Raw genomic sequence first — 15,237 nt, 5'->3', positions numbered from 1 at the left:
ATCCGGCGCAGAGAGGATTCACTCTGCCTGCACCAACCCCTGCTCGAGCAGATCCCCGATCAGATACAGGGAACCGGCGAGCACAGGCATCGGTTGAGGCCAGTCTCTGGTTTCTTCGATTCGCTTCAGCGCATCCTCAGGACTGGCGGCATCAATGAGCTGATCCTTCCAGTGCGGCATGGTTTGCAGGAGTGCATCACGCGTCCAGCTGCGGTGGTTGGAGACCGGCACGATCCAGGCCTGATCCTGGGGCTGCAGCAGCAGCTGCAGCATCTCCAGCGCTTGCTTGTGGGCTTGGATGCCGAGGATCCACACCACACCCTGCCCATGGCCTTGCCAGCGCTGCCGCTCCAGGGCCAGTTGCTGCGCGGCGGGTGGGTTGTGGGCGCCATCGAGAAGAAGCGGATGGCCCCGCCAGGTCACGGTCTGCAGGCGGCCGCTCCAACTGGCCTTGGCAAATCCAGCCCGCATCGTGGTCTCATCCAGGTTCCATCCCAGAGGCTGCAGAGCCTGCAGCGCTCCACGGGCCACGGCCGCGTTGCGGCGCTGCCAGCTTCCAGCAAGCCCCAGAGTCCAGTCGCTGGGCAGAGGATCAACCCACTGCAGATCCGCGTTATTGGCCCTGCAGGTCTGTTCCAGCACCAGCCGTACCGGCTCCGGTTGGTCTGAGCTGATCACCCGTGATCCTGGTGTGATCACGGCGGCCTTCTCCTCGGCGATGGCCGTCAGGGTGGCCCCCAGGTGTTCACAGTGGTCGAGGCCGATGCTGGCCATGGCGATCACAGGTCGATTGGGATGGGCGGTGGTGGCATCCAGCCGACCCCCCAATCCCACCTCAAGCACCAACAGCTCAACAGCCTCGGCGTGAAAGTGCGCCAGGGCTGCGGTGAGCAGTTGCTCGAAGGGGGTGAGCTGATGCTCAGCGCAGAGCTCTTGCTGGGCCAGCAAGAGCTGGCGGAGATGGCCTTCGCTGATGGGGATGCCATCAATCGCGATCCGCTCACACCAGCTCACCAGGTGAGGGGAGGTGGTGACGCCACTGCGGAGGCCTGCCTGCTGCAGCGCTGCGCTGAGAAAGCTAGCAATTGAGCCCTTGCCGTTGGTTCCAGCCACCTGAATCGCAGGAATGTCTCCACAGGGAGACCCCAGGGCCTGAAGGGCAAGGCGCATCCGCCCCAGCTGCAGGTCCATGCCCCGCAGATCAAAGCGCGGGATCAGATCCGATAGCTGATGTTCCGCCATCGCGGCGATCAGACCAGCTCAGCGAGGGTCGCGTCCAGTCGTCTGAGCAATTGCCGCACCTCGTTGGCGGAGATCACCAGAGGAGGCACCATCCGCAGCACAGTCGCTCCAGCTGCCACCAGCAGAAGCCGCTGCTCAATCGCGGCCTTCGCCAGCTGTGGAGCTGTGACACCACAGTCCTGATGCAGCACCAGGCCCTGAAGCAGGCCCCAGCCGCGCACTCCCTGCAACAGCTGGGGGTAACGCGCGACGAGACCCTGGATTCCCTGCTGCAGCTGCTGCCCACGTTCCTCCACATTGCGCAGCAATCCCCTGCGCTGAATTTCCTGCGCCACGGTCAGTCCAGCGGTGCAGGCAAAGGGGTTGCCACCGAATGTGCTGGCGTGATCACCGGGCTCGAACACATCCGCTTTGGCGTTCACCAGCAGGGCGCCGATGGCATGGCCGCCCCCCAGTCCCTTGGCCAGGGTGAAGGCGTCCGGTTCGATGCCGAGCTGTTCGTAGCCCCAGAGCCGACCGCTGCGGCCCATGCCCACCTGCACCTCATCCAGGATCAGCAGGATGTTGCGCTCGCTGCAGAGGTGTCGCAGGCGCTGGAAGAAGCCGGCATCGCCGGGGTGAACCCCCCCTTCACCCTGCAGAGGTTCAAGCAGCACGGCCGCCACCGCCGGTCCGTTGGCTTCATGGCGTTCGAGCAACGACTCGAAAGCATGGATGTCGTTGTAAGGGAAGTAATCGAAGCCCTCAACCATCGGTTCGAAGCCCTGGTGGTAGCGCGGCTGGCCGGTGGCGCTCACGGCTGCCAGGGTGCGGCCATGGAAGCTGGCTGAAGCGGTGAGAATCCGCGGCCTGTCGATGCCGCGCTTCAGATGGCCGTGCTTTCGAGCGAGCTTGATGGCCGCTTCATTGGCTTCAGCGCCGGAGTTGCAGAAAAAAACGCTGTCAGCACAGCTGTGCTGCACCAACCAGGTGGCCAGAGCGTCCTGCTCGGGAATCCGATAGAGGTTGGAAACGTGCTGGAGACGGCGGAGTTGACGACCGAGGCTGCGGCGCAGGGCACGGTCGCTATGGCCAAGGGTGTCGGTGGCAATGCCTGCAACGGCATCGAGATGGCGTCGGCCTTGGTCATCCCAGACCCAGCAACCACGTCCCCGCACCAAGGTGAGGGGGAAGCGGTTGTAGGTGTTCATCACCGCCTCTGGATGGGAGCCGGGGGACTTGAACCCCCAAGACCAGTGGCCGGCTGATTTTGAGTCAGCTGCGTCTACCAATTCCGCCAGGCTCCCGTATCAGGGATTGTATGTAGTGATGCTCCCGACTTCAGCCCTGCTGCCGTTCGAGTTGCGCACCAACGGCGTTCAGCTTGGCTTCAACCTTGTCGTAGCCGCGATAGAGATGCTTGAGGCCAGACACCTTGGTGGTGCCATTCGCCGCAAGACCTGCCAGCACCATGGCTGCTGCGGCTCTCAGGTCACTGCCCGTGACAGGCGCCGCACTGAGCTGTGCAACACCTTCAACGATGGCGGTGCTGCCGTCCACGCGGATGGAGGCCCCCATGCGCTGAAGTTCAGCGACGTGCTGAAGCCTGTTCTCATAAATCTTTTCGCTGATTACGCTGGTCCCCTGTGCGGTGGCCATCAACGCCATGAACGGGGCCTGAAGATCGGTCGGGAAGCCAGGGAACGGTTGGGTGGTGATGTCGACCGCCTGGATGTCACCGGGGGTGATGGAGATTCCTGTCTGATCGATCTCCAGCTGGCAGCCACAGTCCCGCAGCTTTTGCAGAACAGCACTGAGGTGCTCAGGAATCACCGGTTCCACCCGCAATGGTGATCGGGTGATTGCTGCGGCGATCAAAAAAGTGCCCGCTTCGATCCTGTCGGGGATGACCGGGTAGTTGCTCACTCCTGCAAGACGCTCGACACCATGGATGGTGATCACCGGTCCGCCGGCGCCGCTGATGTCCGCACCCATCTGGATCAGCAGGTTGGCCAGATCCTGAACCTCGGGTTCGTGGGCGGCGTTTTCAATCGTGGTGGTGCCGGTGGCCAGCACTGCTGCCATCAGCAATGTTTCGGTAGCTCCAACGCTCGGGCAATCCAGAACGATGGGTGCGCCTGTCAGTCGCTTCTTGCTGCCTTTGACGCACGCCGAAACGATGCCGTGTTCAACACTGACGTGCGCCCCCAGGGCTTTCAATCCTCGGATGTGTTCAACAACAGGACGAGCCCCGATGCGACAACCCCCGGGCAGGGGCACCCTTGCGTGACCAAGACGTCCCAGCAGTGAACCGATGCAAAAGAAACTGGCGCGCAGGCTGTTGACCAGTTCGTAGGGGGGCTCATGACTGGTGAGATTCCCAGCGTTCAATGCGACGCCGTTGCCGGAGTGCTCAACCTGGACGCCGAGGGCTGACAGGATCCTGCCCATCCCTGCGATATCAGTGAGGTTGGGAACGTTGATCAGTTCCACAAGCTCTTCAGTGAGAAGACTGGCGGTCATCAGCACCAGGGCTGAATTCTTCGCTCCGCTGACCTTCAACACACCCTGAAGACGACGTTGCCCTTCAATTGCAAGGCAGTGATTAAGAATCTCTTGAGACACGGTGGACGCCACTGTCATTTCCCGCCCTACTTCCAAATTTCACGCAGTTTGACAATCAGATGTGAGACCGTCTAGACGGCCGGCACTAAAACTGGTTTCAACGGTCACAGAATTGAGGTTTCGGGGCCAGGGGGGACGATGCCGTATGTTCTCTGGGTCGCTTGAGCGACACGCCAGCGGATGTGGCGGAATTGGTAGACGCGCTAGTTTCAGGTACTAGTGGTGGCAACATCGTGGGAGTTCAAGTCTCCCCATCCGCACTACCGTTGACTGGAGATCGTCTTCTCCCCAGTCATGATCGTCCTGAAGATTTCAAATGCTTCTGAAGTCGTCGCTTCCAAGGTCGGTCGTTTTTTGGAGCGTCTGACGCCTGATTCGATTGACCAATCGGCGGTCGAAGACCAGGTGATCAAAAAAATGATTGAAAACCTGGCAGCGGAAGGGTTGAAGGGGGAAATCGCAGCCATCAACGGACTGGACCTCGATGGTTCTGATCTGTCGCTGAACAAAGAAGTCAAGATTCGTAAGCACACAAGCTTCTGATCAACGGCTTGCTGGGTGTGTCGGACACATTGATCAGCAGCCGCAGGAACCCTCTGGTCAAGCGGTTGCGCTCCTTGTCCAGCCGTGCAGGACGCGAGGAGGAAGGACTTCTGTTGCTCGAGGGCACCCATCTTTTGCAGGAGCTGGTGCGACTCAAGCTTCAGCCGGCTGAGTTGATTGCGACAGAGCGCTGGTATCAGCGGCACGCTCAGCTCCTGGTGGGCGTGAACCAGGCAATACCCCGTCGCCTTGTCACCGATGAGGTGCTCACAGCGGCGTTGAGCACCGTCACTCCCGATGGCGTGGCCAGCTTGTGCCCTTACAGCGCTCTGCCGTTGGCACCGAAGGATGCCCATTTCCTGCTGGTGCTGGATCGAATTCAGGATCCGGGGAACCTTGGAACGTTGTTGCGTACGGCGCTGGCTGCTGATGTTCAGAACGTCTGGTTGGGCTCGGGCGTTGACCCTCTTGGCAGCAAGAGCCTGCGTGCTTCAGCTGGAGCGCTGCTGCAGTTGCCACACCACCGCTTTGGCCCTGATGAAGACACAGCAATCAGCCAACTAACGGACGAACTGAAACGTCTTGCCGCCGGTGGGATGCAGGTGGTGGCCACCTTGGTTCCTGGTTCTCAAGTTCCGATCCGTCCGGTGCCGTATTGGGAGCTCAACTGGCGGCTGCCGACAGCTCTTGTGCTGGGTACGGAGGGGGCTGGACTGCACCCTGAGCTGCTGGCCTGCTGCACCCATGCCGTGACATTGCCCCACAGTTCCCGGGTGGAGTCGCTGAATGTGGCGGCGGCAGCTGTCCCCCTCCTGCTGGAGCGACGACGGGCGACAATGACTGCCACAACGCAGCAGTCCGGGTGAGCGACGCCAGCTTCGACTTCGACGTCATCGTCATCGGCGCCGGTTACGGCGGCTTCGATGCCGCCAAACATGCCGCAGAACACGGCCTTAAAACCGCCATCATTGAATCGCGGGACATGGGAGGCACCTGTGTCAATCGCGGCTGTGTGCCGTCCAAGGCGCTGCTGGCAGCCAGTGGCAAGGTGCGGGAACTGGCCGATGATCAGCACCTGGCCAGTTTCGGGATCCACGCGGCACCTGTGCGGTTCGAACGGCAGAAGATCGCTGATCACGCCAACCAGTTGGTGCAGACTATTCGCACCAACTTGACCAAGACTCTCGAGAGAGCGGGCGTCACAATCCTGCGGGGGCATGGCCGTCTTGAGGGATCCCAGCGGGTTGGATTGCGCGAACCCAGTGGTGTCGACCGGGTCCTCAGCGCAAGAGATGTGATCGTGGCGACCGGCTCCGATCCATTTGTGCCGCCTGGGATCGAAACCGATGGCCGCACGGTGTTCACCAGTGACGAAGCCATCAACCTCGAGTGGCTGCCGCGCTGGATCGCCATTGTCGGCAGCGGCTACATCGGTCTCGAGTTCGCTGACGTCTACACCGCCCTTGGTTGCGAGGTGACGATGATCGAGGCGCTTGATCGGGTGATGCCCACCTTTGACCCCGACATTGCCAAGATCGCTGGACGTCACCTGATCGATGGCCGGGATATTGACGCCCGTTCAGGTGTTCTGGCTAGCAAGGTGACCCCTGGCTGCCCTGTGCGGATCGATCTGGCGGACTTCAACAGCCGTGAACTGGTGGAGACGCTTGAAGTGGATGCCGTGCTGGTGGCCACCGGCCGTGTGCCCAGCAGCAAAGGCTTGAACCTGGAGTCGCTCAACATCGAGACCAACCGCGGCTTTGTGCCCATCGACGACAGCATGCGGGTTCTGGTCAACGGTCAGCCGGTGCCGCATCTCTGGGCCGTTGGCGACGTCACCGGAAAGCTGATGCTGGCCCACACGGCTGCGGCTCAGGGCACCGTTGCGGTGGACAACATCCTTGGCCAGAACCGCACCATCGATTACCGCAGCATCCCTGCTGCCACCTTCACCCATCCGGAGATCAGTTCGGTGGGACTCACGGAGGCGGAGGCCAAGCAGCTCGCTGAAACCGATGGTTTTCAGTTGGGGTCTGTTCGCAGCTATTTCAAGGCCAATTCCAAGGCACTGGCGGAGCTTGAAAGCGACGGCCTGATGAAGCTGCTGTTCAACAAGAGCAGTGGTGAAGTGCTGGGCGCTCATATTTATGGGCTGCATGCCGCTGATCTGATTCAGGAGGTCGCCAATGCCGTGGCCCGTCGTCAGAGCGTGCGGCAGTTGTCCACGGAGGTGCACACCCATCCCACTCTCAGTGAAGTGGTGGAAGTGGCCTACAAGCAGGCTGCCTCCCAGCTCACCGCCTGAGTCCGCCCTTTTTTCTGATTGCCATGGAGATCCGTCGTCGTCCCCCCAATCCGAAGGTGCGCGTGGCGCATCTGGAGTACGCCGTTCCCCACGACGAGGAGGAACCCAAGAACATTCTCGAAAAGATCGTCTGGGCCAAAGACCGTGAAGTGGATGCCGCCCGCGAGCGGGTGCCGCTGCAGACCCTCAAACGGCAGATCGAGGATCTGCCGCCGACAAGGGACTTCCTCGCTGCCCTGCGCGAGGCCCCTGTGCAGCCTGCCGTGATCGCGGAAGTGAAGAAGGCAAGCCCCAGCAAGGGGGTGATCCGGGAGGATTTCGATCCTGTCGCGATCGCCGAGGCCTACGCCGCCGGCGGTGCACGCTGCCTGTCTGTGCTCACCGACAAGACCTTTTTTCAGGGCGGCTTCGACGTGCTGGTGGAGGTGCGGCAGGCGGTGGATCTGCCTCTGCTGTGCAAGGAATTCGTCCTCAGCCCTTATCAGCTGTTCCAGGCCCGCGCGGCCGGTGCTGATGCCGTGCTGCTGATTGCAGCGATCCTCACGGATCAGGATCTGCAGTACCTGAAGAAGGCCGCTGCCGCTCTGGGTCTTGATGTGCTGGTGGAGGTGCATGACGCCGCCGAGCTGGAGCGGGTGCTCAACCTCGGGGGCTTCCCGTTGATTGGCATCAACAACCGTGATCTCACCAGCTTCGAGACGGATCTATCCACCACCGAGCAGCTCATGGAACGCTTCGGCGACCGTCTTCAGGATCAGGGCTCGTTGCTGGTGAGTGAGTCAGGCCTCTTTGACCGTTCAGATCTGGACCGGGTCAAGGCCGCTGGCGCCGATGCCGTGCTGGTTGGCGAAGCCTTAATGCGTCAACAGGATGTTCAGTCGGCCCTGACAAACCTGATCCACGGCTGAGCAAGAAACAGTCCTGCAGAATGATTGTTTTAGGGGTTGTGCCTTGCTAATCAGCATCCTCACCGGTTTCGCTGCCGGTGCTGTTCACGTCGTTGGTGGCGCTGATCATCTGGTGGCGATGGCTCCCTTTTCGTTGCGTAAGCCCATGCCGGCTCTGCGTGCGGGCTTCGCCTGGGGGGCCGGTCATTCGGCCGGAGTTGTGATCCTCGCTTTGATCTCAATCGGGCTCAAGGATCTGGTCCATGTTGAGACGATGTCCTCCTGGGCCGAGTTTCTGGTGGGTGTCGCTCTACTGGTGGTGGGTGCCCTGGCGGTGAGAACGGCCTTCGGTCTTGAGCTGCACAGTCATGAGCACCACCACGAGGGTGATCAACCGCACCAGCACTTGCATCTGCATGTGCGTGGACAAAGCAACCACAGGCGCCATGCCCATGCCGCTTCTGGACTGGGGCTGCTGCATGGACTGGCCGGCGCCAGCCACCTGTTGGCTGTGATCCCTGCTTTGGCGTTGCCTCCCGTCGCTGCATTTGGCTACCTGATGGCGTACCTCTGCGGCTCCATTGCTGCGATGGTTGCGGTGGTTGCTGTGGTGTCCTTCCTTACGCTGCGCAGCGGTGCACGGTTGTTGCCCTGGCTGGTGGGTGGCACCGGTGCCCTCTCGATTGTCACGGGTGCCATTTGGTTGCAGAAGACGTCGGCGGCGATCTTCTGAGACAGGACGTAGCCACACCAATCAGCAACCCCGAGGGGATGGGCCCCAGCTGACGGCTGTCGGTGCTTGCTGAAGGGTTGTCACCCAGGAGGTGCATGCCGTTGGCATCCATCCCATGCATCCGTTTGATCAGACGAACCCCCGGTTTGCTGGGATGCCATGCCACGACAACTTCACCGGGTTGGGGACGGCGCCGCTGGTTCACCAGGATTCGGTCTTCGGGGCCCAGGTGCGGAAGCATGGACTCCCCCTGGACTTTCAACAGCTGCCGACGGCCACAAAAAAACAGCAGCAGATCCTGAAGACCTGCTGCTGCTAGGGGAGAGAACAAGGGGTTGCGATTCAGGAGGCGGTGACCCAGGCGTCGCTGCGGCCCTTGGATTGCCAGAACATGCCGTGGACTTTCTCAACGGCAGCCATCAGTTCCTCAGCTTTGGCTTGGTCGATGTTGACCTTGCAGGCGCTGCAGAGCTTGGCAGCTTTCCAGAACGTGTCGTGCAGATCGGGGAAGGTGGCCAGGTGCTCCGGCTTGAAATAGTCGGTCCACAGGATCAGCAGTTCCTTTTTGGTCTTCTGAGCTTCCTCCTCCTTGATGGCCACGTAGCGACCGAAGGTGTTGTTGTAAGCAGCAAGAGCCGCAGCGTCACCTGCCGCTGGCGCCTCCATGGCCTTGAGCTTCTTCGTCATGGAAAGGACGGCTTCAGCCGCGACACGGGCAGAAGCTGGGTCATAGACGCCGCAGGGTCCGTCGCAATGGGCTTCCGCCGCAGGGCACGGAAGGGCGCGAACGAGGGCGGTGAGGGCCGAGCGCAGCATCGGTTGGGAACGAAAGTGCTTAAAGCGAGCCTAGCTGCGGCCCATCACTTCGCGTCGAGCAGCTCAACCTCGAACACCAGAGTGGCGTTGGGGGGGATGACGCCGCCAGCACCGCGGCTGCCATAGGCGAGATCCGGCGGGATCACCAGTTTGCGCTTGCCGCCGACCTTCATGCCGTCCACCCCTTCATCCCAGCCTTTGATCACCCGTCCGGCTCCGAGGGGGAAGGTGAACGGGGTGCCCCGGTCGTAGCTGGCGTCGAATTGCTTGCCGTTCTCAAGGGTTCCCCGGTAGTGCACTGAAACGGTCTGGCCGGAGGCGGCTTCCGCTCCTTCTCCGACCTGCAGTTCGATGATTTTCAGGCCGCTGGCTGTGATCTGAGTATCAGGGGCATCAAGGGGGCCGCCGAGGGCGGAGGCATCGGCCTGGTTGGTGTCGGGAGCCATGGCAAACAAGGTTGGGTTGGGATCCTCTGGGTCCAGCTCGAAGCTGGGCCGCGCTGCTACTGCGCTGGTGGTCTTGGCGACAACGCTGGCGGTTGCGGCGGTGCTGGTGGCTGCTGCTGCATCGACGGCTGCTGCGTCGACTGTGGATGGGGCCACCAGCTGACTGACCAGGGCTAGCAGCAGGCAGAGCACGCAGACCGTGGAGCTGATCAGGATGTCGCGCATGACTGCCGCATCGAATGGCCTTGATTCTGGCCCCCGGACGGTTGGCCTAGTCGGCTCGATTCAACTGACGCAGTTGCTGCTCGATCCGGTCGATGCGGCCACGCAGTTCATCGAGTTCCTTCTGACTGGCCACACCGATGTCCTGCAGGAGGTTGTCGCGGTTGCGCCAGATGTCTCGCTCCACCTTCTCTTCAAGTTCCGGTGTTTCCCCCCGAAGCGCCTTCATCACATCGTCCACAAGCGCTGAGGCCTGATTGGGGTCCAGCCGGCCGCGACTGACCCAGTCCTGGGTGACCCCGCGCAGACGATCGGCCACCAGGCTCGTGGTGCCGAGGCCGCGCAGAAGCAGTTGTTGCAGAGGGTTGCCGGATTCCATCCGTCTCAGTTGCGGCCTGGCATCAGGATGACGCTGCTGCGCATCGCTGACCATGGGCGATCTCCGATCCCAGCCACTGCTGCGAGCTGTTCTGGGTGGCCTCCTGGCCGGACTGGCCCCTGGAGTTGCCGGTCCGTTATCGATGCTGCCTGCTCTGGCTCTGCTGTGGTCGCTGGTGGAACGACCGCGTGATGCGGCGCTCTGGGGCCTTTTTGGTGTGTTGCTCAGCCACCGCTGGCTGCTTGGCTTGCATCCACTCACCTGGATGGGTCTGCCGGCCTGGCTCAGCCTGCCGGTGGCTGTGGCGATCTGGCTGAGCTGCGGAGTTGCTGCAGCTCTGTTGCTATTGCTGTGGTCGCTGTTGGCTCGGTTGTGCCGGCGGAGGGACGGGACTTGGCGGTTCGGAGCAGTGCTGCTTTTGGCCTTGGTCTGGGGGGCAGCCGAGTTGCTGCTTGAGGGGTCTCCGTTGTTCTGGATCGGTGTTGGAGGCAGCGTGTTGCCCCTGGATCGCCCCTTGGCTGGCCTGGGCCGCTGGCTGGGCAGTGGCGGACTGGCCACGCTCCAGCTGCTCTGGGGTTGGGGGCTCTGGCAGCTCTGGCGCCGTCGGGGGCGACGCTGCGCCTGGTGGTTGATCTCCCTTCTGCTGGCCCATGCCATGGGTGCACTCAGTTTGAGTCCACCACCCGCCCTCGCTGCCCTGCGACTTGGTGCCTGGCAGCCGGCGATTCCCACCCGTGAGAAATTCAGCCCGGAGCGTCAGCGGCGCTTCCAGTCGGCGCTGTCCTCGGCCTTGCAACAGGCTCAGTCTCTGAAGGTGGAGGCGTTGGTGGCGCCGGAGGGAACCCTGCCGTTCCGCTGGCAGGCCGATGAGGATCCTTTGCCCGTGCCGTTGATCAGCGGCGGCTTTCGCTGGGTTCGGGGGCAGCAGCGCAGCAGTGTGTTGTTGGCAAGGCCCGATCGTGCGGGGGTGGAGCCTCTCGTGGATAAGCATCGCCTGGTGCCGCTCGGTGAGTGGTTGCCACCGTTGCCGGCCGGTCTCACCCGGGGGTTGTCGGCGGTGGGGGGGCTCCAGCCAGGAGATGCCTCGCGGTTTGTGAATGTCTGGCCATCACCTTTTGCTGTGGCGATCTGCTACGAGATCAGTGACGGACGGGCTTTGGCTAAAGCGACGGCACAGGGTGCCGAGTGGTTGTTGACGATTGCCAATCTCGATCCCTATCCCCAGTTGTTGCAACGGCAATTTCTGGCCCTGGCTCAGCTGCGGGCGATCGAAACCGGTCGGGATGTGCTGAGTGTCGCGAATACGGGGCCGACGGCGCTTGTGTCGGCGGATGGAACAGTGCAGCGGTTGTTGGAGCCGCAAACCGACGCTGTCGCGGCGGCCGAGCTCCAACGGCGTCAACAGCTGACGGGTTATTCGCGGTTGGTCTGGGCCTGGTCGTCCCGCTGAATCAACCCTCCCCCAAGCACCGTTTCTCCTCTGTAGAAGACGGCGGCCTGTCCGGGGGTGATGGAGAACTGATCATCGAGGAATTGCAGCCGGCAGCGGTGAGGCCGCTGGCGCGCTTCATCCTCTGGTGTGTGGGGAATCGGGGTGAGTTGTGCTGCAACCGGCTCACTGCGATAGCGCACCTGAACCTCCAGCTCCAGTGGCTGCTGGAGCGGTGCGATGGAGACCCAATTGATTGCCCCCACCACACAGCTGCGTTGACCCGCCTCCGCCCGGGGCGCCACCACCACCTGATTCATGGCGGGGTCGAGCCGGATCACGTGGAGCGGTTCCCGCCAGGCCACACCCAGCCCCTTGCGTTGACCGATGGTGAAGTGCTCGATGCCGTCATGCTCACCAACCACTGTGCCGTCACTCAGCACGATCTCGCCTTGTCGTGGAGGCAGATAGGCGTCGAGAAACGCCCGCATGGAGCCATGGTGATCCGCAAGGCAGAGATCCTGGCTTTCCGGTTTTTCTGCGGTGCGCAGGCCGTGCCGGGCTGCTTCCCCTCTGGTGTCGGCTTTGGTGAGTTCGCCGAGGGGGAACACTATCCTTCCCAGCACCTCCTGGGGCAGGTCGTAGAGGAAATAGCTCTGGTCCTTGCGACTGTCGAGCCCTCGCAACAACTGATGCCGGCCTTGCTCACCGCCATGGCGGATCCTGGCGTAATGGCCTGTGGCAATCCGGGGCAGCCCCCGTTCCTCGGCGGCCCAGTCGAGCATCGGCCCAAACTTCACCGAACGGTTGCACTGAGAGCAGGGCAAGGGCGTAATGCCTTCGCGGTAGCCGTCCACTAGCCGCTGCACGATTTCCCGTTGAAAGGTGTCCCGGGTGTCCACCACGTGATGGGGGATGCCGAGCTGTTCGCAGATTCCGGCTGCATCCACGAGACCTTCGGCGCAACAGGCGCCCTTACCACTCATCAACCAAAGGGTGAGGCCCTCAACCTCCCAGCCCGCTTCGACCAACAGTGCTGCGGTCAGGGAACTGTCCACTCCACCGGAGAGACCAACGGCGACGCGGTGCTCGCCCGGCCAAGTCCTCAGCCGCTGCAATGCTGCATCTCCTGCTGCGGTGGGGAGGCGATCAGTTGAGCTGGTGGCGCTGCTCATCGACGGTATTGACCTTCCTCCAGTGTGTGGGGTCGTGAAGCGGTGTCGATTGGGTTTGGTCGAGCCGATCACCCAAGTTCCAGCTGAACCGCAGAATTGATGTGACGTTTTCGGGACAATTGTGTTGAAGGCAATTTTGGTTTATGACGCTTTCGACACGAAAAATTGTTTAGGGGCAATAGTCCAAATCGAGCGTTTCGAATCAAATACGAGGAAATCTTGAAGTGTTTCGATTTGCTCGCACAAATCTGAAAGGTTGCTGAAAACACTTCTGTTTTTTGGATCTTCATAAGAAAGTTTTGTCACCACGGCGGAGGACACGCAATGGTTTCAACAGCTCAGAAACCCACCGACTCTCAGCGCCGCCGCAGTAGCGATCCTGTCAGTTGGTATTTGGCCACGATCGGCAGAATTCCTCTGCTCACCCCGGCAGAAGAAATCGAACTGGGCAATCAGGTCCAGGCGATGATGACCCTGACCGAAGACGGCTCCAAAACCTTCGAAGACCACGAGCTGACGGGGAAGCAGCGGCGGATGCTCCGCATCGGTCGACGGGCGAAGGAACGGATGATGAAGGCCAACCTCCGCCTTGTTGTGAGTGTTGCCAAGAAATATCAAGGGAAAGGTCTGGAATTGTTGGATCTGATCCAGGAAGGATCTTTAGGCCTCGAGCGTGCTGTTGAGAAGTTTGACCCCACCCGCGGATACAAATTTTCCACGTACGCCTTCTGGTGGATTCGCCAGAGCATGACCCGTGCCATCGCCTGTCAGTCCCGCACCATCAGGCTTCCGGTTCACCTCAGCGAGCGCCTCACCACGATTCGCAAGGTGAGTCTTGATCTGGCTCACAAGCTTGGCGCGATGCCCAGCCGGGTGGAAATCGCAGAAGCGATGGACATTCCCTTGGACGAGCTCGACTCACTGCTGAGGCAGGCTCTCACCACTAGCAGCCTCGACGCCCCTGTGAACGGGGAGGAAGGACGCAGTTTCCTGGGTGACCTGATTGCAGACTCCTCCCTGGATGAGCCGCTCGACATCGTTGAGCAACGCATCCACCACGAACAGCTTGGACGCTGGCTCAGTCATCTCAGCGAGCAGGAGCAGCATGTTCTGAAGCTTCGCTTCGGACTCGAAGGCAACGAGCGTCACACCCTGGCTGAAATCGGTCGGCTGATGGACGTTTCCCGTGAACGAGTTCGTCAGGTGGAGCTCAAGGCATTGCGCAAGTTGCGCAATCTGACCCGTCGGCTGCCCAGCGGAATCTGAGCAGCCAAACAGATCTGGGTCAGTCTTCGGCCCAGATGTAGCGGGTGAGCTCCGTTGGATCGGGCTCAGGCGCCGAGAGGGCGAACTCCACACAATCCTGAACGATGGCATCGATCTCTTTCTCGATGCTTCGCAGTTCGTCGCTGCTCACCAGATTGGCCTCGCAGAGGTCGCGCTCAAGAGCCTTGAGCGGGTCGCGCTGGGCCCAGAACTGTTTCTCCTGTTCAGCGCGGAGTTCATCGGGGTCCGCCAGGGAGTGACCACGGAATCGATAGGTCAGGCACTCCAGCAGGGTGGGACCTTCCCCGGCGCGCGCCCGTTCCACGGCTCGTTGGGCTGCGGCGCGGACCGCTAGCACGTCCATGCCGTCCACCTCTTCGCCGGCCATGCCGAACGACGCCGCTTTGCGCCAGATCTCCGGATCACTGGTGGCACGGTCATGGGCCATGCCGATGGCCCATTTGTTGTTTTCCACCACGAACAGGATCGGCAGCTTCCATAGCTGCGCCATGTTCATGCACTCGAAGAATTGGCCGTTGTTGCAGGTGCCATCACCGAAGAACGCTGCTGTGACGGCGTTGCTGGAGGCGTCCCCCAGGGCATCACGCTTGTAGCGGCTGGTGAAGGCTGACCCCAGAGCAACGGGGATGCCCTCTGCGATGAAGGCGAAGCCCCCCAGCAGGTGGTGCTCCTTGGAGAAGAGGTGCATGGAACCACCCCGCCCCTTGCTGCATCCTGTTTCTTTGCCGAACAGCTCACTCATCACCTCCCGCGCTGGAACACCGGCGCTCAGGGCATGCACGTGGTCTCGATAGGTGCTGCAGAACCAATCGTGCTGGCGCTTCATGGCGCCGATCACCCCTGTACTCACGGCCTCCTGACCGTTGTAGAGATGAACGAACCCGAACATCTTGCCGCGGTAGTACATCTCCGCGCACTTGTCCTCGAAGCGACGGCCGAGGGTCATATCGCGGAACAGCTCCAGACCCGTCTCCCGGTCCACCGTGGCCCGCTTGGCTGTGACGAGGTTTGACAGGCGTTCGGCGTGGGGACCAGCGGCTGCGCTGCCGATGGGGGCGGTGTCGACCGCAAGGTCCTGACCCATGACCGTCCTAATCAATGGGGGTGACTGTAAGGGCCAGCCGTTGTGCGATGGGCAAAATCCCTGACACTGACTAAAGTTCCCCCTC

General features: G+C 61.7%; 16 protein-coding genes and 2 tRNA genes. 8 read left to right on the top strand and 10 right to left on the bottom strand.

The genetic code is table 11. The annotated features are described in order from the left end of the window. Nucleotides 1-18: 18 nt before the first annotated feature. The 4 genes from TX72_RS08245 to murA all read right to left on the bottom strand — a co-directional run bounded on the left by TX72_RS08245 (nt 19) and on the right by murA (nt 3,864). The gene (locus TX72_RS08245) at nt 19-1,242 is read right to left on the bottom strand and encodes a bifunctional folylpolyglutamate synthase/dihydrofolate synthase (RefSeq protein WP_011128499.1); all 1,224 of its coding nucleotides are present in this window, start codon (nt 1,240-1,242) and stop codon (nt 19-21) included. A gap of 8 nt (nt 1,243-1,250) precedes the next feature. After that, nucleotides 1,251-2,432, bottom strand: coding sequence for an aspartate aminotransferase family protein (locus TX72_RS08240; RefSeq protein WP_042503704.1), 1,182 nt, complete (start codon nt 2,430-2,432; stop codon nt 1,251-1,253). 13 nt (nt 2,433-2,445) lie between these two features. Further along, nucleotides 2,446-2,528: transfer RNA gene (locus TX72_RS08235), tRNA-Leu, on the bottom strand. A gap of 34 nt (nt 2,529-2,562) precedes the next feature. Next, nucleotides 2,563-3,864, bottom strand: a complete 1,302-nt coding sequence (gene murA, locus TX72_RS08230; RefSeq protein ID WP_011128497.1) for a UDP-N-acetylglucosamine 1-carboxyvinyltransferase — start codon at nt 3,862-3,864, stop codon at nt 2,563-2,565. A 158-nt stretch (nt 3,865-4,022) separates the two neighbouring features. Between murA and TX72_RS08225 the strand changes: the two genes are divergently transcribed. The 6 genes from TX72_RS08225 (at nt 4,023) to TX72_RS08200 (ending at nt 8,314) form a co-directional block, all read left to right on the top strand. Continuing rightward, a tRNA-Leu gene (locus tag TX72_RS08225) sits at nt 4,023-4,106 on the top strand. Nucleotides 4,107-4,140: 34 nt separating this feature from the next. Further along, a complete protein-coding gene (locus TX72_RS08220; RefSeq protein ID WP_011128496.1) occupies nt 4,141-4,389 on the top strand; it encodes a DUF8653 family protein in 249 nt (82 codons plus the stop codon). 17 nt (nt 4,390-4,406) lie between these two features. Continuing rightward, nucleotides 4,407-5,255, top strand: a complete 849-nt coding sequence (locus TX72_RS08215; protein ID WP_042504369.1) for a TrmH family RNA methyltransferase — start codon at nt 4,407-4,409, stop codon at nt 5,253-5,255. After that, nucleotides 5,252-6,694 carry a dihydrolipoyl dehydrogenase gene (gene lpdA, locus TX72_RS08210; protein ID WP_011128494.1) on the top strand — a complete coding sequence of 481 codons (1,443 nt, stop codon included), beginning with the start codon at nt 5,252-5,254 and terminating at the stop codon, nt 6,692-6,694. The genes TX72_RS08215 and lpdA overlap by 4 nt, the downstream gene beginning before the upstream one ends. A 23-nt stretch (nt 6,695-6,717) precedes the next feature. Further along, the gene (gene trpC, locus TX72_RS08205) at nt 6,718-7,602 is read left to right on the top strand and encodes an indole-3-glycerol phosphate synthase TrpC (protein WP_011128493.1); all 885 of its coding nucleotides are present in this window, start codon (nt 6,718-6,720) and stop codon (nt 7,600-7,602) included. A gap of 43 nt (nt 7,603-7,645) precedes the next feature. After that, complete coding sequence (locus TX72_RS08200; protein ID WP_011128492.1) at nt 7,646-8,314, top strand: hypothetical protein; 669 nt, start codon at nt 7,646-7,648, stop codon at nt 8,312-8,314. Here TX72_RS08200 and sodX read toward each other — a convergent pair. From sodX to TX72_RS08180, 4 genes are read right to left on the bottom strand one after another with little or no spacing between them, the layout of a single operon-like run. Beyond that, complete coding sequence (sodX, locus tag TX72_RS13270; protein ID WP_011128491.1) at nt 8,268-8,645, bottom strand: nickel-type superoxide dismutase maturation protease; 378 nt, start codon at nt 8,643-8,645, stop codon at nt 8,268-8,270. The two genes, TX72_RS08200 and sodX, sit on opposite strands and share 47 nt — an antisense overlap. An 11-nt stretch (nt 8,646-8,656) precedes the next feature. After that, a complete protein-coding gene (sodN, locus tag TX72_RS08190; RefSeq protein WP_011128490.1) occupies nt 8,657-9,130 on the bottom strand; it encodes a superoxide dismutase, Ni in 474 nt (157 codons plus the stop codon). A 44-nt stretch (nt 9,131-9,174) separates the two neighbouring features. Beyond that, the gene (locus TX72_RS08185; protein ID WP_011128489.1) at nt 9,175-9,801 is read right to left on the bottom strand and encodes an FKBP-type peptidyl-prolyl cis-trans isomerase; all 627 of its coding nucleotides are present in this window, start codon (nt 9,799-9,801) and stop codon (nt 9,175-9,177) included. A gap of 46 nt (nt 9,802-9,847) precedes the next feature. Beyond that, nucleotides 9,848-10,177, bottom strand: a complete 330-nt coding sequence (locus tag TX72_RS08180; RefSeq protein ID WP_011128488.1) for a phasin family protein — start codon at nt 10,175-10,177, stop codon at nt 9,848-9,850. Nucleotides 10,178-10,229: 52 nt separating this feature from the next. Between TX72_RS08180 and TX72_RS08175 the strand changes: the two genes are divergently transcribed. Beyond that, nucleotides 10,230-11,627 (top strand): apolipoprotein N-acyltransferase, encoded by a 1,398-nt coding sequence (locus TX72_RS08175; RefSeq protein ID WP_011128487.1) that lies wholly within the window; start codon nt 10,230-10,232, stop codon nt 11,625-11,627. Here TX72_RS08175 and mnmA read toward each other — a convergent pair. After that, complete coding sequence (mnmA, locus tag TX72_RS08170) at nt 11,591-12,781, bottom strand: tRNA 2-thiouridine(34) synthase MnmA (RefSeq protein ID WP_011128486.1); 1,191 nt, start codon at nt 12,779-12,781, stop codon at nt 11,591-11,593. The genes TX72_RS08175 and mnmA overlap by 37 nt on opposite strands. A gap of 324 nt (nt 12,782-13,105) precedes the next feature. Between mnmA and TX72_RS08165 the strand changes: the two genes are divergently transcribed. After that, nucleotides 13,106-14,047: an RpoD/SigA family RNA polymerase sigma factor gene (locus TX72_RS08165; RefSeq protein WP_011128485.1), complete on the top strand. Its 942-nt coding sequence runs from the start codon at nt 13,106-13,108 to the stop codon at nt 14,045-14,047. A gap of 19 nt (nt 14,048-14,066) precedes the next feature. Here the strand turns inward: TX72_RS08165 and pdhA are convergent, their stop codons facing one another. Then, nucleotides 14,067-15,152: a pyruvate dehydrogenase (acetyl-transferring) E1 component subunit alpha gene (gene pdhA, locus TX72_RS08160; RefSeq protein WP_011128484.1), complete on the bottom strand. Its 1,086-nt coding sequence runs from the start codon at nt 15,150-15,152 to the stop codon at nt 14,067-14,069. Nucleotides 15,153-15,237 lie beyond the last annotated feature (85 nt).

It is taken from the genome of Parasynechococcus marenigrum WH 8102 (assembly GCF_000195975.1).
In the GTDB taxonomy this organism is placed as follows: Bacteria; Cyanobacteriota; Cyanobacteriia; order PCC-6307; family Cyanobiaceae; genus Parasynechococcus; species Parasynechococcus marisnigri.
Note: the sequence above shows the minus strand (reverse complement) of the source record. Positions and strands in the feature narration are given on the sequence as shown.

Coding starts and splice junctions, on each gene's coding strand:
- TX72_RS08245 (WP_011128499.1), bottom strand. CDS start 1,242: ATGGCGGAACATCAGCTATCGGATCTGATCCCGCGCTTTGATCTGCGG.
- TX72_RS08240 (WP_042503704.1), bottom strand. CDS start 2,432: ATGAACACCTACAACCGCTTCCCCCTCACCTTGGTGCGGGGACGTGGT.
- murA (WP_011128497.1), bottom strand. CDS start 3,864: ATGACAGTGGCGTCCACCGTGTCTCAAGAGATTCTTAATCACTGCCTT.
- TX72_RS08220 (WP_011128496.1), top strand. CDS start 4,141: ATGATCGTCCTGAAGATTTCAAATGCTTCTGAAGTCGTCGCTTCCAAG.
- trpC (WP_011128493.1), top strand. CDS start 6,718: ATGGAGATCCGTCGTCGTCCCCCCAATCCGAAGGTGCGCGTGGCGCAT.
- sodN (WP_011128490.1), bottom strand. CDS start 9,130: ATGCTGCGCTCGGCCCTCACCGCCCTCGTTCGCGCCCTTCCGTGCCCT.
- TX72_RS08185 (WP_011128489.1), bottom strand. CDS start 9,801: ATGCGCGACATCCTGATCAGCTCCACGGTCTGCGTGCTCTGCCTGCTG.
- TX72_RS08180 (WP_011128488.1), bottom strand. CDS start 10,177: ATGGAATCCGGCAACCCTCTGCAACAACTGCTTCTGCGCGGCCTCGGC.
- TX72_RS08175 (WP_011128487.1), top strand. CDS start 10,230: ATGGGCGATCTCCGATCCCAGCCACTGCTGCGAGCTGTTCTGGGTGGC.
- mnmA (WP_011128486.1), bottom strand. CDS start 12,781: ATGAGCAGCGCCACCAGCTCAACTGATCGCCTCCCCACCGCAGCAGGA.
- TX72_RS08165 (WP_011128485.1), top strand. CDS start 13,106: ATGGTTTCAACAGCTCAGAAACCCACCGACTCTCAGCGCCGCCGCAGT.
- pdhA (WP_011128484.1), bottom strand. CDS start 15,152: ATGGGTCAGGACCTTGCGGTCGACACCGCCCCCATCGGCAGCGCAGCC.